Genomic DNA, 21,172 nt, shown 5'->3' on the forward strand with positions numbered 1-21,172 from the left:
ATTACGAAGGTGCCAACTGTGCGCCGGATACTGTATTGAATATTAAAGTAACTCCGGAACCTGTTCCGATCGTTACAAACGAAACCATCTGTTCGGATGAATCTTATACATGGACTGTGGACGGAGTGGAATACTTCGGTACGGACGGCGATACTACTGTTCATTACGAAGGTGCCAACTGTGCGCCGGATACTGTACTGAATATTACCGTAACTCCGGAACCAGAACCAATCGTTACAAACGAAACCATCTGTTCGGATGAATCTTATACATGGACTGTGGACGGAGTGGAATACTTCGGTACGGACGGCGATACTACTGTTCATTACGAAGGCGCCAACTGTGCGCCGGATACTGTATTGAATATTACCGTAACTCCGGAACCAGAACCAATCGTTACAAACGAAACCATCTGTTCGGATGAATCTTATACATGGACTGTGGACGGAGTGGAATACTTCGGTACTGAGGGTGATACTACTGTTCATTACGAAGGTGCCAACTGTGCGCCGGATACTGTACTGAATATTACCGTAACTCCGGAACCAGAACCAATCGTAACGGATACGACAATTTGCTCGAATGAAACATTCACATGGGATGTGGACGGCGTTACTTACCTTGGTACTGACGGAGACAGCACTGTACAATACGAAGGTGCTAACTGTGCGCCTGATTCAATTCTTGTTTTAAATGTTATTCAAAGTACTTCCAGTATAACTCAGATTACTCAATGTGATTCATACACATGGAACGATTCAACCTATACTCAGAGCGGTACATATACGTTTGAAACGGAAAATGCTGCCGGATGTGATTCAATTGCTACCCTTGTATTAACAATACTTGAAAGTGGTGAACAAACGCTGAACATAACAGAATGTGAGAGCTACACCCTTAATGGAACTACATACACTGAAAGTGGCACATACACTATTCTTAGTGAAAATGACAACGGTTGTACGCTAACAATTACATTGAATCTGACAATTCTTGAACCTCTTGAATTAATCAGCGATGCCAGCGATTTAACTGTTGAATGTGGTGCTGAAGGAATCGATGGTGTTCTTGAGAACTGGTTAAATACAAATGGAACCACTGGTGAAGCAGAAGTTGCAGTTGGTAATATAACATGGACTAATGACTTTGAGTCACTTACTCCGGGTTGTGGAAGCACTGGTTCTGCTATAGTTACTTTCACTGCGACTGATGATTGCGGAAACTCTGTATTTACAACAGCAGAATTCAGCATTATAGATACGACAGCTCCGGTAATTGAATGTCCGGAAGATGTTGTAGTAAGTATTGACGCAGACGATCCGGATGCAATTGTGGAAATTCCACTACCACTTGTTTCGGACAACTGTGGAGATGTAACTTATTCGAATGACTTTAATGGAACCACTGATGCAAGCGGTTTATATCCACTTGGAGTTACAACAGTTACTTACACTGCTGTTGACGAATGTGGAAACACTGATTCATGCAGCTTTACTGTTACAGTAATTTGTGAAGGTCAGACCCGCATCGATGGTATCGTTTATGATACATTAACCGGAGCTCCTCTTCCAGGTGCTATGGTAATGTTAATTCCTCAGGGAGAAACACCGGGTGACATTATTATGCAGATTACAAATGCTGCCGGCGAATACTACTTTACCAATATGGTTCCTGGCGATTACCTGGTTCAGGTTCAGGATGCTAATTTGAATGGTCAGGGTTACTACCCAACCGAATCAAGTTTATTCTTTACAACAATTGAAGAATGTGAATTCCAAACTAATGACTTTGGGTACGAATTGTCAGATCTTGCAGTACTGGGTGACTTTGTATGGTACGATCTGAATGGAAACGGAATTCAGGATGAATGGTACGATGCAAACGACGACGACCTGGTAACTCAGAATATACCTGATGCCAATGGATACGTTGATTTAGCCGCATGGGAATGGATTGACCTGAATGGCGACGGAAGCTACTCCGGACCACAAAACGAAGGAGAATTGAACAAGGCTGGCCTTTATGGTAGTGTAACAACACCAAACATCCATATAGAAGGACCTAATGGCTATGTTAAAGACGTAATCGTTGGTATTATCGGATACTGGAGAACAAGACCGGGCAATACTGAAGATACCTGGGGTACTTACACTGCAACGCTGGTACCTGATGCATTCATCGAAGCTTATGCACAACAGCTGGAAGCTTCGGGCTTAGTGAAGATATTACCTGAGTTCAAAAGTGCGATGCTCACTAAAAACGGAACAATTTTATACGATAGTGAATTTGTTAGCTGTGGTGCAACAAGCGGACCTAAGTCTGCCGAAATAAATGCAACAAACAGAGTTGATTTAACACTTGACTTTGGTATCCGTTGTGTTGAGACTGAAGTATTGAGAGCAAATGCAGATGTGCTTACCTTGATTTACTGTCCTGGTGGAAGAGTATCGGGAGACATCGACTTGTTTGCCAACGATGAAGGATTTACACGCGGCGGTGTAAGCTTCAATATACTTACCGATATACCAGAGGGCATTAGTGTTACTGATGGAGAATTGGTTTATGTAAACGAAGCTGCAAATGAGGCTGTTCTTACACTCACCTATGCTGTGTGCGATACATTTATTACTGATAACTGCGACACTGCTGAGGTAACGATCCATGTACTTCTTGACACAGATTGCGACGGAGTACCTGACCTTGACGATATTGACGATGACGATGATGGTATCCTTGATATACACGAACAAAGTCCTGTTAATGACGACCCAAGTGATGGAGACATTGACACTGATGGTGACGGAATTGTTGACCGTTTAGATATTGACTCTGACGATGATGGTATTGTTGACAACATAGAGTGGCAACAGAACATTCCTGAAGGAGCATATAGTGCTGAAATATTTAATGGTATTGATCTCGAATTTGATTACTATCCGCCACTTGGAGTCGATTCAGACGGTGACGGCTGGGATGACCAGTATGACGAAGACAACGAGAACATATACTACTACCCACTATTTGATATGGATATGGATGAAATTCCTGATCACCAGGATCCAGACTCAGACAATGATGGAATACCTGATTATATTGAAGGCTGGGATGCAAATGAGCACGATACTGTTGCTGATGTTGAATGGAGTGGAGTAGACTCTGATGGAGATGGTCTTGATGATGCATACGATACCTACGATACCAGAGGCGAATGGTTGCATGGACGAAATGCAATTGGTTCAGGTGCACCATTACAGGATATGGCTGCCGATACAGCTAATAACATCCGCGACTGGAGGGATATCTACGAAAGACCTGAGGTGGTAGACACATTCCAGGTTGAAGGATGCGTACGGAATATTCCTGACGGATTCTCTCCAAACCAGGATGGTTACAACGACTACTTCGAAATAAGGTTTATTTGTGCTGAAGGAGAACAGACTTTTGAAGAAGCATATCCGGAAGCCCGAATAGAGATCTTTAACCGCTGGGGTAACCTGATCTATGAGAAAGAGAACTATGGTAATGTATCGCGTTGGGGAAGTACCGATGCGTGGTGGGACGGAACATCGATGCACGATATGCAGATCGGCAAAGATAAACTGCCTGCGGCAACCTACTTCTACATCCTCTACCTGAACGATGGTAGTAAAGCGATTACCGGAACTATATTCCTAAATAATTAATTGATTAATAATTAATGAATGTTAAATCTGAAAAAATTTAAAACGATGAAAGCAAAATTAAATATAATCAAAGGTTTAGGGATTCTGGCAATAGTTTTATCAGCATTTACCTCAAATGCTCAGCAAGATCCAATGTATACACAATACATGTTCAATACACAAACCATAAACCCGGCTTATGCCGGGACATGGGAATCAGTAGGATTTATGTTACTCGGGCGTCACCAATGGACTGGTTTCGATGGTGCTCCCGAAACATACTCCTTTTCGTTCCAGGCTCCTCTTAAAAATGAAAGAGTAGCCTTAGGATTCAACCTCATCAGCGATAAAGTGCAATATGTAAAAAGGTTATATATGTTCGCCGATTATTCGTACCTGGTGCCATTAAGCGAAACATTGAACCTGCGTATGGGTTTGAAAGGTGGTTTTACCAACTACTCGCACAACCTGGCCTTGCATAATATTCTTGATCCGGGAGATCCTTCATTTGTTGGAGAAATCGACTCGAAACTAAAACCAAACTTTGGAGTTGGAGCATTCCTTTACAGTAAAAGAGCTTATTTGGGATTCTCTATTCCAAGGATTGTAAACAGTACTTTCGATAACGATTACGACAACTTTTCGGTAGAAGCACAAATGCGTCACTACTTCCTGATTGCCGGTGCGGTATTCGATTTGGGTGAGAATGTGAAATTCAAACCAACGGCTTTAACAAAAGCTTCGTTTACCTCGGAAACCGGTACTCCTGTTCAGTTCGATTTATCAGGAAACTTCCTGATTAAAGAAAAACTGTGGTTAGGTGCGATGTGGCGTTCAGGCGATTCGTATGGTTTTATTGCTCAGTTCCTGTTTGCAGAGAAACTTCGGTTGGGTTATGCCATCGATTTTTCAACAACAAACTTGCAAAATTACAACAACGGAACACATGAGGTAATGATCTCGTACGAATTAAAATTCAAGAAAGAAAAAGTAGTATCACCAAGATACTTCTAGAAAATATATTTTGATGTTGTGTTTAGAACCCGAGTCGCAACTTTCCTTGTTGTGGCTTGGGTTTTGTTTTTGAATGCTGTTCAACCAAATCATCAATAACCGGTAAACATCGTCCACACGAAGTTCCGGCACGCGTTAACGATTGAATCTGGGCGGTTGAATCAGCTCCCTTTTCAAGCAGTTGTTTAATCTCCTTTTCATCAACAAAATTACACATGCACACCAGTCTGTTTGCCATTATTTTTCGGAATTAAAAAGCGTTACAACTACATTACGGGTAGTACGTGGTCCATCAAACTCACACAAAAAGATATTTTGCCAGGTGGACAAACCCATTTTCCCATTTACAATTGGAATTGTTTCGCCCGGACCAACCAGTCCGGCTTTTAAATGCGAATCGCCATTATTATCCTGCGCATCGTGTTCCCAAACATCGGCCGGAATTAACTTATTCATCAGACTAACCACATCGTTCTGTACCGAGTCGTCCCAGTTTTCCTGAATCATTATTCCTGCCGTCGCACCCTGAACATAAACATTCACCAACCCGGTATGTATGCCCGATGATTTCACAACAGCTTCAACTTCCGAAGTAATATCAACTAAAATATTATGTCGTGGCGTAGAAACCGTTATTGTTTGCTGCATCAGGCGATCACTTTATTTTCGATATAAACTTTTATTTTTCTGTAGATTTCGATTACCGTATCATTTTTTGGCATCGAGTTGTAGATTTTATCCACATAACGGTTCTCCACCATTACCTCAAAAGATTGCCTGTAGTTTAAATCGTACACCCACGAAAGTTGCATAACTTTAATATCCAATTCGCTTGCAACGGTGTCTTTCGATACCAAATCTCCATTCAGAATTTGTTTCGAAACCTTGGGAGAAACCGCAACGCCTCGTGGCATTTCCCAGGTTAAGGTATGATTTGGAGTAGCTTTCGGATTGGTATAATAATCGGTTAACACCCGTAAAATATCCAACTTATCCGCATCTCTTATCAATTGGGCGAAGAGGCGTTCTTTATCGCTCATTTTTTTTGACAAGCCAAGTTTATTGTGCTGGCTGATTGCCAAAAGAATCAAATTTATCTGCCCCTCATCAAGATCTTCAAAAAAGTTGTTTTCTTTTAAAATCTCAACAGCATAATCAGCATGGTCAACTGACTTTGCATCGTTAAAAGTATTGAACTCTTTTAACTGTTTAAACCTTCCGATATCATGAAACAAACCTATCAGATAAGCCAGGTAAGTTTCCGTTTCATTAAGTTCCATTTTTCCTGCCAGCATAGTGGCAAGCTGTGCAACTCGAAACGAATGCTCCCGCTTTATTTCCAGGTTTTTAATCTGATCTTCACTCCATCCTGAAAAAGAATCTACGTAATCGTTAAACTTCTTCAAAGCCAAATCGGCCCTCTTCTCCATACTCATCTGTTTATGCTGGCAAATGTAGCGATATAAAAAAATGAGAGCTGCCGGGAACAGGGTATTTTATCAACATTTATTAGAAACCTAACCTGGAATTAAGACATACACATTCGGGAATTTTGTTACTTTTGCAGCCGAATCGGGTCCCCTAGTTCAATGGATAGAATTTCAGATTCCGGTTCTGACGATATGGGTTCGAGTCCCGTGGGGATCACCAAAAGCCGCTTAAAATGCGGCTTTTTTTATTTTGGAGATTAAAACTCAGAAAGATGTAGAAGTATCGGTTTATTTACAGAACTGATAATGATATTATCGGATTGCTTATTCTCGGGCAATCACCTTTTTCATTCGCATAAGCGCTTCGATATAATAATAATCGGCATAGCTCAGCGGTACGTCAACCTCACTCCTATTTGGCATATGACCAACACTGTGTTTTAGAATAAAGTTTCCGTTGGTACCCGGTACTGCAAGATATTCGTCAGAGCTTAGTGTACGAAGTTGTTTTTCGGCAACATCAAGATACTCCTCTCCTTTTTCGGCAGAACAATAACCACTCAATTCAATCAATGCAGAACACATAATTGCACCTGCCGATGCATCTCGCAAAGCATTGGGAATATCGGGTGCATTAAAATCCCAATATGGAATTTTATCTTCGGGCAAATTGGGGTGATTGATTATATAATCGGCAATATTTTTTGCCTGTTCTAAATAAGGCCTATTTCCTGTTTCACGATACATCATGGTGTATCCGTAAAGGCCCCAAGCCTGACCGCGTGCCCAAGCCGAATTATCAGAATATCCCTGCGAAGTGTTTTTCTTTTCAACTGCTCCGGTAATCGTATCGTACGAAATTACATGGTAACTGCTGTAATCATCGCGAAAATGATTTTTCATTGTTGTATTTGCATGTGTGCGGGCAACATGACTAAAAGTAGTATCATTAAATGCTCTCGCACTCCATTCCAATAGTTCCAGGTTCATCATATTGTCGATGATAACCGGGTACTGCCACTGGGCGCTCCAGCTGGCATAATCCCACGAACGAATACAGCCAATAGTTGGATTAAAACGTGTAATCAACGATTTCGACGCATTGTGAATCACGTCTTTGTATGCAGGATTTCCGGTAATACGATAGCCGTTTCCGAAACTACAGAAGATCATAAAACCCACATCGTGGTTATCGGTTGTGTATTGCTGGTCTTCAACGCGCAAAGTGAAGTTTTCGGCCCATTGTTTTAAAGAGTCTGAAGGTGAGTTTTCATACAAATACCATAAAACACCGGGGAAAAATCCACTTACCCACCAATCCGAATTACAGGTTACTAGTCTCCCCTCCTTATCGATTGTTTGAGGTAGTTTGTCCGGTTGATCCTTTAACGACTCAGCCATTAATAAACTTTGCTGTGTGGCACGTTCAAGCGATTGATCAATAATCAAACTCAATGACGTATTATTTTTATCAGGTGTTTTGCATCCCATAAACAAGAGAAGTATTACGAGAAAGGAAGTGGTTTTTAACATGACCGAATCGTTTTAAAATTGCTTCAAACTTAAAAAGAATAAGAAATGCCCCGAAGGGCATTTCTATAATACTCAAACAAATCTAACTAAACTAATGAACCATCGAGTATTAATTCGTGGTTACAGAAAATTCCTAATTATATCCCGGGTTTTGTTCCCATTGAACATCTTTATTACGTTGGATTTCGCTTAAAGGAATAGGTAACAACAGGTTTATCTCACTAATTCCACTAATTGTACCTTTTATCGTACTTTCGGTATTCAGAGCTGCACGCTCAACCAATGTTTTGGTGCGCATCAATGTCATACGACGGTTTTCTTCAGCAAACAATTCGCGTGCACGTTCATCCAAAATAAAGTTGAGGTCGATATCAGATGACGATACTTTTCCTAAATCGCTGTCGCCACTTTCTTCGCGTGAAGCTTTGAAGGCACGGTCGCGTAAAACGTTAATATCGTCGGCAGCGCCCGCAGTATTTCCGTTTTTCAAACGAGCTTCAGCACGAAGCAGGTAAGTTTCGCCGAAACGCATAATTGGGAAATCCTTAATATTTGTCCATCCCCACTGATCAGTAGGGTCGAACGAATCCCATTTGCGTGTATAAGGGAATGCAACTTCCAGCGTGTCGCTGGCTGCAATTAATGCAGTATCACCTTCCTGAACTTCTACTACTTTAACTGCATCCGGTGAATCCGCTGAAACTCTGTAACCGTTTGCATCTACACCCCAGGTTGCGCTATAACCAACAGAGTTGTAGTACATTGTTCGTGTAATATTGTTTTCAGAGTTACGAATGTCGCCTTCATCATATAACTCGTATTTAACCCAGTTACTTGGGCGAATACGACCGTTACCACGACCTCCGTATGGATGCACAAAACTTTCGTCAACACCATCGTAAACGTAAGTCATTCCCGGAACGTTGTGATAAGCCGGTACCCAGTTACGACGTTGCTGAGGTGCATTTGTAAATCCACCAGAAATTCCACCTTTGTTGTACTCGAGTTCAAATGTCCAGATCGCTTCCGAGTTTCCTTCAGAACGACGCTGATTACCAAACTTGAACATGTCGCTGAAATAGTCGCCATTTACATCGATAGCAACACCATAACGTTCTTCAACAATCGAGAAAAGTCCGCTGTTGATAATGTTAGTTAATACAGTTTCTGCTTCGCCAGGTTGATCTAAACGCAAATACACTTCACCCAGACTTTGCATAGCCATGTGCTTATTGGCACGACTTTCGCTTACTGTACCCGTGATATCAGGTAAGTTCTCTGCTGCATATTTCAAATCTTCAACAATTTGTGCGTTTACCTGAGCAACAGGTGTGCGCTCTAAATCTGTTCTGGCAGATGCTGTTGGCTCAACCAGTAACGGAACATCGCCATAAAGTGTAGCCAGAATGTTATAACAGTATCCACGGAAAAATCGTGCTTCGGCCATTTTTGCAGGATCGCCATCTTCGCCGATTGCTACCATTGCATTGTTTGCATTGTTGATGATCAGGTAACACATCGACCACATGTAACTAACTGCGGCATTTTCAGAATTCAGGTCTTCGTATTTAAAAAACGGAATTTCTACACCCTGAACACCGCCAGGAGAACATACATCGGTTCCATCCTGCCAAACACCAGCCCATCCTTGTTGATCTGACCAGGTCCAGATTCTACCAAAATTATAGTGCAACCCTTTTAAAGCGGCTTCAATACCGGCTTCGTCGGTTAATGTTTCAGGCGCATACGAAGAATACGGTGTCTCATCCAAAAAGTCTTCGCTGCAAGAGATGGCTATAAAAGTTAGCGCCATCACTATTAATATGTGAAATTTATTCTTCTTCATTGTTGTATTCTTTTATAGAGTAAGATTAATACCAAAAACAATTGTTCTTACTGCCGGGTAATTGATTTCCCAATTCGACCAGCCACGTTGTGTATCGCGTTCTTCAGGGTCCCAACCGATCCAATCGGTGAAGGTGTAAAGGTTACGTCCGCTCAGGTACACGCTTAAAGCACTAATACCGGCTTTGTCGAGCAAATGCTGAGGTATATCGTAATTAAGTGTTACGTCTTTAATACGGGTGAAGTTATTTTTAACCGGGAATCCGTATCCGTGAGGATTTGAGTTTTTATTCAGCGAACGCCATTCGTTGCTTTGGTTTTCAGGTGTCCAGTAACCAATTTCAGCGAAACTGTTTCTACGCTCGATTTCGTCGGAAGCCATACCAATATGCGAATTGTTTCGCATCGCTCCCTGAACAGTTTGAATAAATACGTTCAGTGTGAAGTTTTTATACGAGAAAGTGTTGGTTAAACCACCGGTCCATTTTGGAGCTGTTTGACCAAGAATAACACGGTCGTCGTCGCTAATAACACCATCGTTGTTGATGTCTTCCAATTTTACATCACCGGCTTTTGCAACAGGGTCCCATTCTAAATGATCGCCATTTGCAATTTCGCTTTCTTGCCAGATACCCACTTTCTTGTAGTCGCGGATAACTCCGATAGGCTCACCAAGGAACCAACCACTTCCAATATCATCAAGGCCATCGCCATACAATTCAACGATCTCTGTTTTGCTGTTAGAGAATACAATCGAACTGTTCCATTTGAAGTTGGCTGTGGCAACGTTTACAGTATTCAGTGTAAGTTCGATACCTTTAGTAGAGGTTTCACCAATGTTTGCTGTTACAGAACCAAATCCTGAAGCTGATGGCAATTTACGCGACAGCAACAAGTCTGAGTTATTAGCAGAATACACATCAAGCGAACCATTGATTCGGTTATCGAAGAAACCAAAATCCAAACCAAGGTTCAAACTTTCTTTTGTCTCCCAGCTTAAATCGCCGTTACCTAAACGATCGGTAACCATGGCAATGTTTGTTGATCCGCCAAATGGAATTTGTCGGTCGGCCATTGTTGTAAACGTGCGGTAAACACCAACAGCCTCGTTTCCTGATTTACCATACGATAAACGCAATTTCAGGTTGGTAATGTTTTCTGCACTCTGCATGAAGCTCTCATGACGAATGTTCCATCCAAGAGCTACAGATGGGAATGTACCGTATTTCATACCGTCGGCAAAAACCGATGAACCATCGCGACGAACAGTAACTGTAAACAGGTAACGGCTATCGTATGAATAGTTTAAACGTCCCATTTGCGAAACCGCTGCATAACGATCGGCATAAGAACTAACACTTGAGCTGGCACCTGCCTGCATTCTGTTCCATCCAAGCTCGTCGTTTACAAAGTCGCTCGCTTGTGCCCAGTTAGTGTTGTACTCTCTTTCTTGTGAAGAATAAACACCTGTAAGGTCGATGTGGTGCTTGTTTACATCGTAATCGTAACGCAAAATATTTTCGATGGTATACGCTTGTGTTTCACTTCTTGAAATTGAAGCAGTACCAAGCAAATCGTTTACTGATTCACCGGTATAATTACTGCTGCGGCTTTGAATAGTAGAATGACCTGCATTCAGGCGGTAAGTTAATCCGGTAAGTGGTTTCCAGATATCGCCAAACGTAACATAGGCAAAACCATTTAGGTTAACGTTGAACTGACGACGCTCAGGATTAGTAGTTGTTGGAAGCATTGGGTTCGCCCACAAAGTTTCGCCAAACATTGGGTAAATTGTGTAGCTACCGTCTTCTTCGTACATTCTTCCGTAAGGACTCATTGCCTCTGCATTTAACAGGTTTGCGCGGCCACCATCGCGGTTGTGATAAACAATCGATGAGTTGGTTCCAACTTTCAGGTATTTTGTAACCTGTGCATCAATATTTGTACGTATTGAATTACGTTTGTAGTTATAACCTTTTACAACACCTTTTTGGTCTAATAAATCACCCGAGATGTAGTAAGTCAGGTTTTCGCTTCCACCGGAAATACTAACATTATGATTTTGCTGAATACCGGTTTGCGAAACTTCATCAATCCAGTCGATTGTATGACCGTTTTCGTAATTTTCTACCTCGTATTGGTATTTAACCGGAGCCTGATACAATGGAGAACCATTAATTCGGTTTCCTTCTGCATAACGTGCAAGTAATTCATCGGTTGAAACCATCTCAGGAATGTGAGCAAATTCTTCTACTCCAACGTAACCAGAATATTTGATTGTTGGGGTTGAAGATTTTCCGCTTTTTGTCGTGATAAGAATAACACCATTTGCACCATTCATACCATAAATTGCCGTTGCAGAAGCATCTTTCAAAATCTCGATTGATTTGATGTCGTTAGGGTTGATATCGTTGATAGATCCTCCCATTTTTGAAATAGGAATACCGTCAACAACAACATAAGGACTTGTTGATGCGGTTAAAGATCCACCACCGCGAACCAAAATAGAAGGTGCTTCACCAGGAATAGATGATACCTGTGTGATATTAACACCTGAAACCGATCCCTGTACCGCCTGCATAACGTTTGAAACCGGAATTTTGGCCAGTCGTTCTTCGGATACAGAACTTACAGAACCGGTAATATCCGATTTCTTTTGTGTACCGTAACCAACCACCACAACTTCATCAACACCAATTACGGCATCTTCCATTGTAATTTGAATACTGCTTTGATCGCCTACTGCAACCTCAACTTCTTTCATACCTATAAAAGAAAAAACGAGGATATCTTCAGAACGCACGTCGCCGATAGAGAAATTTCCATCCACGTCGGAAATGGTTCCGCGGGTAGTTCCTTTTACTAAAATCGTAACACCGGGTAAAGATTCACCGTTAACACTTAGCACCTTTCCTGTGATAGATTTTTCTTGTAATGCTGTTCCGGATGCGGCAAATGCAGCAGATCCGAGAACCATGATTAGCATCAATGTTACAGCCATGGTTTTTAGCACCAGATTGCTGCAAAAGCATTGATTAAAATTACTCTTCTTTTTCATAAAGATTCATGATTTAATTATTAAAATGAAATAGTTCTAATACTAATATTTAGTTTGTGTTTTGATTCTGTTTGTACACACGTACATAGTCAACCTCAAATTTTAGGGGAAACGTTGTCTGATCGGGATCTCCCCCATTCGCACCGATGGCAAGATTAAGTAAGAGGTAAAATTTCTGATTTGAGGTGAACGGATTGTACCCGTCAGTATTAACCGTTTTTTTCAAATCAATTTCGTTCATCAGTTCATCATCGAGGTAGATACTTATTTTTTCACTGTCCCAATTCATCGACCAGATATGGAATTTTTCGGCCCATAAGGGATCGGAAGCGGTAAAATATAAAAGTGGAATTTTTGCATCGTCCCAGCTGGCCTGGTTTTGATACGACGATCCCCATGCAGCATTGGCGAGCAAATGCGGAACATCTTTAATACGATAAAATTCCATGATGTCGATTTCGCCGCAATCAGGCCAGTATTTTTCGGTTCCCAGTAACCAGATCGCAGGCCACGAACCATTCGAAATATCGATTTTCGCACGTATCTCAAAATACCCGTTAACAGGCCACTCCTGCAATCCTTTTGTTATTAAACAAGTTGATGTATACTCCGCATTTGCTCGGTTTAAACGCCAATCGTCGCTAAGTGGATTATAATTCGGGTTGAATGTTTTTTCGCGACGTGCTTCAATTTTTAAGATACCATTCGCGCAATTTGCGTTTTGCGGCTGGTACCATTGTAATTCACGGTTGCGAACAAAACCATATTCATAGGTCCAGTTTTGCGAATTGGGATGACCGTCAATATCGAAATTATCTTCCCAAACCAGTTCGAAGCCTGATTTTTGATGATTACTCTCATCAACAGAAATTTTGGCAGGAAATTGGGCAACAACTAATTTATTGCCACCAAACAGGCAAATACAGCTTAGCAATAGCCTGTAGAAAACGTTTATCGTATTTTTCATACGAGTCATAAGTTCAAGTTTTGTTTATGGTTTGCTCCCATTAATCATAAGTGAGAAATGAAAGCAATACAAAGTTCAGGTAAGATTTTGTGAAGGATTAAAACAAATTCGACCTAACCTTTCATTAAATTGAAACCGATTGCATAAATTTGAAAATTGCTAACACTTTTTTGACAGCACGTTTACGAGGACTTTAAATATCAGAATGTAAACATCAGACAACTAGTAGTTTATTGTCCGGAACTAGAAAATGTGGAATTTATAGACTTCACAGGGTTTCGTCAGAAATTTGTTATTTTGATTTTTGATATCATTAAACGACCTATTAGCCGAGATGCGAAAGACTTATATTTTTTCCATTATACTACTTCTTACCTGCTATTTTGCGACTGCACAAAATGAGCTTTATTTTTCTCATCTGGGAACCGAACAGGGTTTTACAATTGATAAAGCAAACACCATTGTTCAGGACGACAATGGATTTATTTGGGTGGGTACCTGGAATGGCTTGAATCGTTTTGATGGTTACGACTGCGTTACTTATCAACCCGAATTTCATGATTCTACCTCCATTACAAACCGCGAAATCACCAAGCTGATGGTTGACTCGAAGGGTAACTTATGGATTGGTACTGCAAGCGGATTAAACTGTATGAATCTTGAAAGCGGCAAGATTACCAAAATTGATATTACAAAGCGGATCTTGTCGTTTTGTGAAGACCACAACGGAAATATCTGGATTGGCACCTGGAGCGGTGGCCTTTTTAAACTCGATACTGAAACCAACCAGTTAACCAGATATTATGAAAATGAAGTTATCAGTGATATTTACGAAGACTCGAGAAATATCTTGTGGGTAACAACCTACAATGGTCTGTTAAAATTTAATCCCGGAGACGAAACCTTTACACGTTACGAATATGATCCGAATAAAAATTCGATTTCGGACAATACGGTAACTCAAATCGTAGAATCGGCTGACGGAACCTTGTGGATTGGCACGTGGACCGGTGGACTGAACAAGGCAATCGTTGATGAGAATGGCGAGATAACAGAATTTATTAGTTACGTTGAAAAAAACAAAACGGGCGATCGTAACAAAGTGGTTTACAGGCTGTTTTACGACCAATTTGATAATCTGTGGATAGGAAGCTGGATAAACGGATTAAGTCTGCTAACAAAAGATCAGCAGCAACTTCCACCTGAAAAGGCGCACTTCTGGTCGTATTACGAACAGGTTGACAACCCGGGGAGTATTTCCGGGAATAATGTGGCTGCCATTCATGTAGATCGGAACGGATTGCTTTGGGTTGGCGCCGGAACAATTGATTTAACTTCTATCGCCGACAAAGGGCTAAACCGTTATGTGCTTCCGGTACGAATGGATGAAGCTGACAACCGGGTTTTTGTTCACTGTTTTGCGGCCTACGAAAACCAGCTTTGGATTGGGACAACCTATAACCTTTTGCAATACGAGAAAAGGAATGGGATTTATGTTTTAACCGAGGACTATGGAGAGCTCACCTATTCGATGTACAACAGGAAATACACGGCCTACAACATTTTTGATATGTTTGCCGATTCAACAGGTCTTTGGGTTGCAGGCGAAGATGCCGGTATTCTTCATTATCCGTTTAAAAGGAATTCAAACCTTGATATCAAAAATCCCAATATTTATAATACGGTAACCGAACCATCGCTTTCGGGGAATAAAATAACCGAGGTTTGCCCGTCGAAAAAATATCCCGGGGTGATTTGGGCAGGGGTAAACGAAATTGGAATTGTTAAAATCGAACGGTCGGGAGCCCGGATTACCAACGTGAAGAAATACTTTGCAGGCAATACGAATAAAACTTTAAGCAACAATATTATCCGGTCGGTTTACGAAGATAGCAATGGTAAAGTATGGATTGGCACAGAAAACGGTTTAAACTGTTTTGATCCAGAAACAGAAGAATTTGAAAAGTTCTACTACTCCGCCAACGACACCAATTCGCTAAACGACAATGCAATAAATGCAATAATGGAAGATCATTCCGGCAATTTATGGGTAGGAACAAATTCAGGATTAAATAAAAAAATTATTGCACAGGATAATGATGGCAATTCTACAATCAAGTTTAAAGGATACCCTGACCTCGAATATCTCAGTAACGAATTTATTTCAGGCATACTCGCAGATCGTTCGGGGAATTTATGGGTGAGATTATATCGGGGAATCATTCAATTTAATCTTGAGAATGAAGAAATTAATGAGGTGCATTTTTCTCAGGATTTTAAAAATGAACGTTTTGAAAGAAATGCAGAATTGTTGTTGGAAAATGGGAACCTACTGTTGGGCAACCTGGCAAGTGTTGTTTTGATGGATCCTAACAAGATCTCGAACAAATCAGTTCCGAAAGTTGAGATGACCGACCTGAAAGTCTACAATAAAAGTATATTCGAAGATAAAGGGCTGCAAAATAAATATGGTATAAACTCCACTATTCCATACGTCGATCAGATAAAGCTGTCGTACAAAGACAAAATGGTTACTTTCATATTTTCGGCCATGGATTTTAAAAATCCTGATAAAAATACCTACTACTACAGGCTCGATGATTTTGATTACCAATGGAACATTATCGAGGGGAGTAATTCGGTTACCTACACCAATATTCCGCCCGGACACTACACATTTAAAGTTAGCGCAACCAATGCGGATAATCCACAAGAGAATGAGATGACAACCATGTCGCTGATTGTTACACCTCCCTGGTGGAAAAGTAACCTGGCGTATGTTATCTATTTCGTACTGTTTATCGGTCTTTTATATTTGTACCAACTGCTGTCGGTTATCAGGGCAAAAGAAAAGCACACACTGGCTTTTGAAAAAATGAAATCGGAAGAATTGCAGCGTATGAACGAACAAAAATCGCTGTTTTTTACCGACATCACACACGAGCTTCGAACGCCACTAACACTAATTTTAGGTCCGTCGAAAGCTTTACTCGACGATAAAAAACTAAGTCCTGAATCACACAAACAGGCACACCTGATAAACACCAGTTCACATAAACTTTTGCGATTGGTGAATCAATTATTGGAATTCCGAAAGATCGAAAAAGGAATTCCCGACAGTCTTTATATTCAACATTGTAACCTGGCAAAACTGCTTCGGGAGGTTTATAATTTCTTTCAACCATTGGCCGATTCGCGACAAATTAATTACACACTAAACATCTCTCCGGATAACATCATGGCCTATTTCGATCCGGATAAAATGGAGAAAATTATATTTAACCTGCTGTCGAATGCCTTTAAATACACACCCGATAACAGTGCCATTTCAATAAAACTGTTTGAACGCACCACAATGGCCAACTCTTCAGAAGTGATTATTGAAGTTGAAGATAGTGGTGTTGGAATTGCAAAAGAGTACCAGGAAAAGATATTTGAGCGCTTTTTTCAGGTGAAAGGAGTACGCACACAAAGTACTGGTGGAATTGGTTTGTTTATGGCTAAAGCAATGATCGAACAACACGGCGGTTCGATAGAACTCGACAGCGAGGTGGACAAAGGAAGTTGTTTCCGCCTTGTTTTACCGGTTAACGGCGAACTGGCTGCCAAAGCACAGAAAAACGAAAAATGGAAACCGGAAGATTCGATATCCTCTTTGGTTCAACCCGAAGACTCAACATTCGACAATATTTTGCACGATGTTTCTGTAAACGGAACGGATAGTAAAAAGCCACAAGTATTGGTTGTTGAGGATGATACCGATCTGAAAGAATTTTTGTGTACTGGGTTGGCAAAATACCTCAAGGTAGAATGTGCCGGCAATGGTAAAGAAGCGCTCGAAAAAATCGAAGCAAACATTCCCGACCTGATTCTTTCGGATATTATGATGCCAGAAATGGATGGTTTTGAACTTTGCCGGGAACTCCGAAATGATCTGAATTATTCGCACATTCCTGTAATTTTCCTAACCGCCAAAACCATGCAGGAAGACCATATAAAAGGATTAGAACTGGGAGCTGTTGATTATATCTACAAACCATTCAACATGGCATCGTTGTCGCTGAAGATCTACAATTTACTGACTTTGCAAAAACAAAAACAGGATCGTCTTCGCACGGAACAACTTCTTGAGCCGGAGCAAATCGAACTGTCTTCTCTCGACGAAGAATTTCTGAAAGCCGCTGTACAATCGGTGCAGAACAATCTTGATAATGCAGGTTTTGATGTTGACGCTTTCAGCAAGGAACTAAAAGTTAGTGCCAACCAGGCTTATCGAAAAATAAAAGCGCTTACCGGACAAACCGCAAATGAATTTATTCGTACACAACGCTTAAAAGTTGCAGCGGGTATGCTTGTGCAAAATAAACGATCGATAAGCGAAATTATTTACATGGTTGGATTTACCAGCCCTTCGTATTTTAGCCGGTGCTTCAAAGATTTTTACGGCTGCACACCAAAAGAATACATTGAAAAGAATTCGCAGAATTAAGTTCTAGCATTTTATCGTTTTTTACCTGCGGTATCGAATATCTGCAATTTTACGTTGAATTTATGCCACTATATACCAACGTGTACTGATATTTTTGCATCACCTTCTTATATCATTAGAAGCGCTAAAAGCAAAACAATCAGGTATTATGAAATCAAGATCGAACCAACATTTTCCCCTTCTGCATCTTTTAATTGTTGCGTCCTTATTAACTGTATTTTGCAGATGTAATGCAAAAAAAGAACAGCCGAAAGGATTTCAAAACTTTACTCCCGGAAAACAATGGCCCGATACCGACAGCGTGCATATTAATGCACACGGAGGTGGAGTTTTATACCACGACAACACTTATTACTGGTATGGCGAACACAAAAGCGAACACACCAGTTCGGCGCAGGTGGGTGTAAATTGTTACTCGTCAAAAGATCTCTACAACTGGAAACACGAAGGTGTAGTTTTGCCGGTTAGCGACAGTGTTGGAAGTGATATTGAAGCCGGTTGTGTAATGGAGCGTCCGAAGGTTATTTATAACGCAAAAACCAAAAAGTTTGTATTGTACTTTCATTTGGAATTAAAAGGCAAAGGATACAGTGCTGCGCGGGTTGGTATTGCCGTAAGCGATAAAGCTACCGGCCCTTTCACCTACCTTCGTTCCTTACGTCCGAATGCCGGAGTTTGGCCCGAGAATATGACTGAAGAACAGAAATCGAGTAAGGTTACGCTCGATGATTTTGCTGATTGGTGGACCGATGAATGGATGCAGGCTGTTAACGATGGATTGTTCGTTCGTCGTGATTTTGAAGGCGGACAAATGTCGCGCGACATGACACTTTTTGTCGACGATGATGGCTTAGCCTATCATATTTTTGCTTCGGAAGAAAATCTGACGTTAAACATTGCCGAATTAAGCTATGACTACCTAAGCTACACCGGAAGATATATTCGCATAGCTCCCGGCGGACACAACGAAGCACCGGCCATTTTCACCAAAGATGGTAAGTATTTTATGATAACATCGGGCTGCACAGGTTGGGATCCTAACGCTGCCCGACTGTTTACCGCAGAATCAATTTGGGGACCATGGACACAACATCCGAACCCATGTATTGGCCCCGATGCCGATCTTACTTTTCACTCGCAAAGCACCTATATTTTACCGGTAGCCGGGAAAAAGGATGCCTTTATTTTTATGGCCGACCGCTGGACACCAAAAAGCCCGATTGATGCACCATACATATGGCTACCCATACAATTCGAGAATGGATTGCCGGTGTTAAAGTGGAAAGATCAGTGGGATCTGAGCATATTTGACACAACGAATTAAAACTATAATGATGAGAAAATTAGCAATATTAGCACTGGTTCTTCTGCCATTTATTGGTCGGTCGCAGGAAGCATTTATTCAGAATGCCGAAGGAAGGGAATTCACGAGCCTGAACGGTAAGTGGAAATATGTTCTTGACCCCTACGAACAAGGGCAAATTGGATTTATGCCGGTTTATGAGAATGTAAAACAAAAAGACAAATCCGACCGGGTTGAGTATAATTTTGACGGCGCTCAAACGCTTTGGGTACCCGGTGCCTGGGATGCTCAAGATCCAAAACTGTCATACTACGAAGGAAGTATCTGGTATCGGAAAACTTTTGACAAACCAGATCTGTCGAGTGACAAACGTTATTTTGTATATGTTGGTGCAGCAAATTACAAAAGCACAGTAACACTTAACGGGAAAGTGCTGGGAATTCACGAAGGTGGTTTTACTCCTTTTGCTTTCGAGATAACTGATTTGATTCAGGATAAGGACAATTATTTAATTATCGGTGTAAACAATACACGTATTAAAGACGGCATTCCGTCGCAGGTAACCGATTGGTTTAACCACGGCGGTATTACACGCGATGTGAAGCTGATTGAGGTTCCAAAAACCTTTGTGAGCAACTATTTCCTGTCGCTGGATAAAAGTTCACTTCATGATAAAACAAAGAGGATTAACGGGAAATTGAATCTCAATGGAGAAGTTTTCCCTGATAATGCGGTGATTGCAATACCTGAGTTAAATGTGAGTGAAGAAGTTTCTGTTGAAGCTGACGGTACTTGTAATTTTTCTATCGATGTTAAAAATTTAGAGCTTTGGTCGCCTAAAAATCCAAAACTATACGAGGTTTCAATCTCCGCTGCCTACGATAAAGTGAGCGATCAAATAGGATTCAGAACAATTGAAACGCAAGGCAAAAAGATCCTCTTAAACGGGGAACAGGTTTTCTTGCGAGGAATATCGTTACACGATGAAAATCCACTTCGTGCCGACCGCGCCAATTCTGTTGAAGACGCTGAACTTGTTTTGGGATGGGCAAAAGAACTGGGGTGTAATTTTGTCCGTCTGGCACATTATCCGCACCAGGAAAATATTCTTCGTGTGGCCGACAAAATGGGTATTTTGCTTTGGGAAGAATTGCCTTTGTATTGGGGAATCGACTGGGAAAACCAGGACGTACTCAGAAAAGCAAAACAACAATATTCTGAAGTAATCAACCGCGATTACAACAGGGCATGTTCGATAATCTGGTCGATTGCAAACGAAACTACTCCATCTGATGCAAGGAATGCATTTCTGGGTGCGGTGGCCGATCACATCCGTTCGATTGACAATACGCGGTTATTATCGGCAGCCTGTAAAAAAGACCAGCCCGGCGATGGCAATAAAGCCAAATATTACACCATCAACGATCCGCTGATGAAATACCTCGATATTGTAAGTTTCAACGAATATTTGGGATGGTACGGCGGTTTACCCGATGAGTGCCGTGAGAAAGTTATCTCGTCGGATGAAGACAAGCCAATTATTGTGAGTGAGTTTGGAGGCGGGGCCTTACAAGGATTTTATGCCGACAGTCTCACCCGTTGGAGTGAAGAATTTCAGGAATATTTGTACCGCGAAAGTATTGATATGTTTGATAAAATTGACGGACTGGCCGGTATGACACCTTGGATATTAACTGATTTTATGTCTCCGCTGCGTCAGCTACCTGATGTTCAGGATGGCTGGAACAGAAAAGGTTTGATATCTGAAAAAGGAATTAAAAAGAAAGCCTTTTTTGTTTTGCAGGACTACTACAACAAAAAGGCTGAAGAGTTCGGAGATTAAAATTTACAGTTAATCATGCGAAAGAGAT

Annotated in this window: 12 protein-coding genes and 1 tRNA gene; 6 read left to right on the top strand and 7 right to left on the bottom strand. The window is 41.2% G+C overall.

From position 1 onward, the window contains the following. The coding region (locus SLH46_RS17485; protein ID WP_320282505.1) for a gliding motility-associated C-terminal domain-containing protein at positions 1-3,683 on the top strand (3,683 nt) is incomplete at its 5' end. A 45-nt stretch (positions 3,684-3,728) separates the two neighbouring features. After that, positions 3,729-4,676: a PorP/SprF family type IX secretion system membrane protein gene (locus tag SLH46_RS17490; protein WP_320282506.1), complete on the top strand. Its 948-nt coding sequence runs from the start codon at positions 3,729-3,731 to the stop codon at positions 4,674-4,676. Positions 4,677-4,698: 22 nt separating this feature from the next. Here the strand turns inward: SLH46_RS17490 and SLH46_RS17495 are convergent, their stop codons facing one another. The 3 genes from SLH46_RS17495 to SLH46_RS17505 are packed head-to-tail and all read right to left on the bottom strand — an operon-like array spanning position 4,699 to position 6,106. Then, on the bottom strand, positions 4,699-4,914 hold the full coding sequence (locus tag SLH46_RS17495) for a (2Fe-2S)-binding protein (protein ID WP_320282507.1): 216 nt from the start codon (positions 4,912-4,914) through the stop codon (positions 4,699-4,701). Further along, the gene (locus tag SLH46_RS17500; protein ID WP_320282508.1) at positions 4,914-5,324 is read right to left on the bottom strand and encodes a secondary thiamine-phosphate synthase enzyme YjbQ; all 411 of its coding nucleotides are present in this window, start codon (positions 5,322-5,324) and stop codon (positions 4,914-4,916) included. The genes SLH46_RS17495 and SLH46_RS17500 overlap by 1 nt, the downstream gene beginning before the upstream one ends. Then, positions 5,324-6,106, bottom strand: coding sequence for an HD domain-containing protein (locus tag SLH46_RS17505; RefSeq protein ID WP_320282509.1), 783 nt, complete (start codon positions 6,104-6,106; stop codon positions 5,324-5,326). The genes SLH46_RS17500 and SLH46_RS17505 overlap by 1 nt, the downstream gene beginning before the upstream one ends. A gap of 145 nt (positions 6,107-6,251) precedes the next feature. Between SLH46_RS17505 and SLH46_RS17510 the strand changes: the two genes are divergently transcribed. Further along, a tRNA-Arg gene (locus SLH46_RS17510) sits at positions 6,252-6,326 on the top strand. A gap of 104 nt (positions 6,327-6,430) precedes the next feature. On the opposite strand, the gene SLH46_RS17515 is transcribed toward SLH46_RS17510, so the two are convergent. The 4 genes from SLH46_RS17515 to SLH46_RS17530 all read right to left on the bottom strand — a co-directional run bounded on the left by SLH46_RS17515 (position 6,431) and on the right by SLH46_RS17530 (position 13,518). Continuing rightward, the gene (locus tag SLH46_RS17515; protein WP_320282510.1) at positions 6,431-7,561 is read right to left on the bottom strand and encodes a glycoside hydrolase family 88 protein; all 1,131 of its coding nucleotides are present in this window, start codon (positions 7,559-7,561) and stop codon (positions 6,431-6,433) included. A 211-nt stretch (positions 7,562-7,772) separates the two neighbouring features. Continuing rightward, complete coding sequence (locus SLH46_RS17520; RefSeq protein WP_320282511.1) at positions 7,773-9,485, bottom strand: RagB/SusD family nutrient uptake outer membrane protein; 1,713 nt, start codon at positions 9,483-9,485, stop codon at positions 7,773-7,775. 12 nt (positions 9,486-9,497) lie between these two features. After that, positions 9,498-12,542: a SusC/RagA family TonB-linked outer membrane protein gene (locus SLH46_RS17525; protein ID WP_320282512.1), complete on the bottom strand. Its 3,045-nt coding sequence runs from the start codon at positions 12,540-12,542 to the stop codon at positions 9,498-9,500. Positions 12,543-12,591: 49 nt separating this feature from the next. Then, entirely contained in the window at positions 12,592-13,518 is a 927-nt protein-coding gene (locus tag SLH46_RS17530; protein ID WP_320282513.1) for a glycoside hydrolase family 16 protein, read from the bottom strand. A 325-nt stretch (positions 13,519-13,843) separates the two neighbouring features. On the opposite strand from SLH46_RS17530, the gene SLH46_RS17535 reads away from it, so the two are divergent. From SLH46_RS17535 to SLH46_RS17545, 3 genes are all read left to right on the top strand, one after another. Next, positions 13,844-17,998, top strand: coding sequence for a hybrid sensor histidine kinase/response regulator transcription factor (locus tag SLH46_RS17535; protein WP_320282514.1), 4,155 nt, complete (start codon positions 13,844-13,846; stop codon positions 17,996-17,998). A gap of 148 nt (positions 17,999-18,146) precedes the next feature. Continuing rightward, complete coding sequence (locus SLH46_RS17540) at positions 18,147-19,322, top strand: glycoside hydrolase family 43 protein (RefSeq protein WP_320282515.1); 1,176 nt, start codon at positions 18,147-18,149, stop codon at positions 19,320-19,322. 10 nt (positions 19,323-19,332) lie between these two features. After that, entirely contained in the window at positions 19,333-21,144 is a 1,812-nt protein-coding gene (locus SLH46_RS17545) for a glycoside hydrolase family 2 protein (RefSeq protein ID WP_320282516.1), read from the top strand. Positions 21,145-21,172 lie beyond the last annotated feature (28 nt).

The organism is Draconibacterium sp. IB214405 (assembly GCF_033963885.1).
Lineage (GTDB): Bacteria > Bacteroidota > Bacteroidia > Bacteroidales > Prolixibacteraceae > Draconibacterium.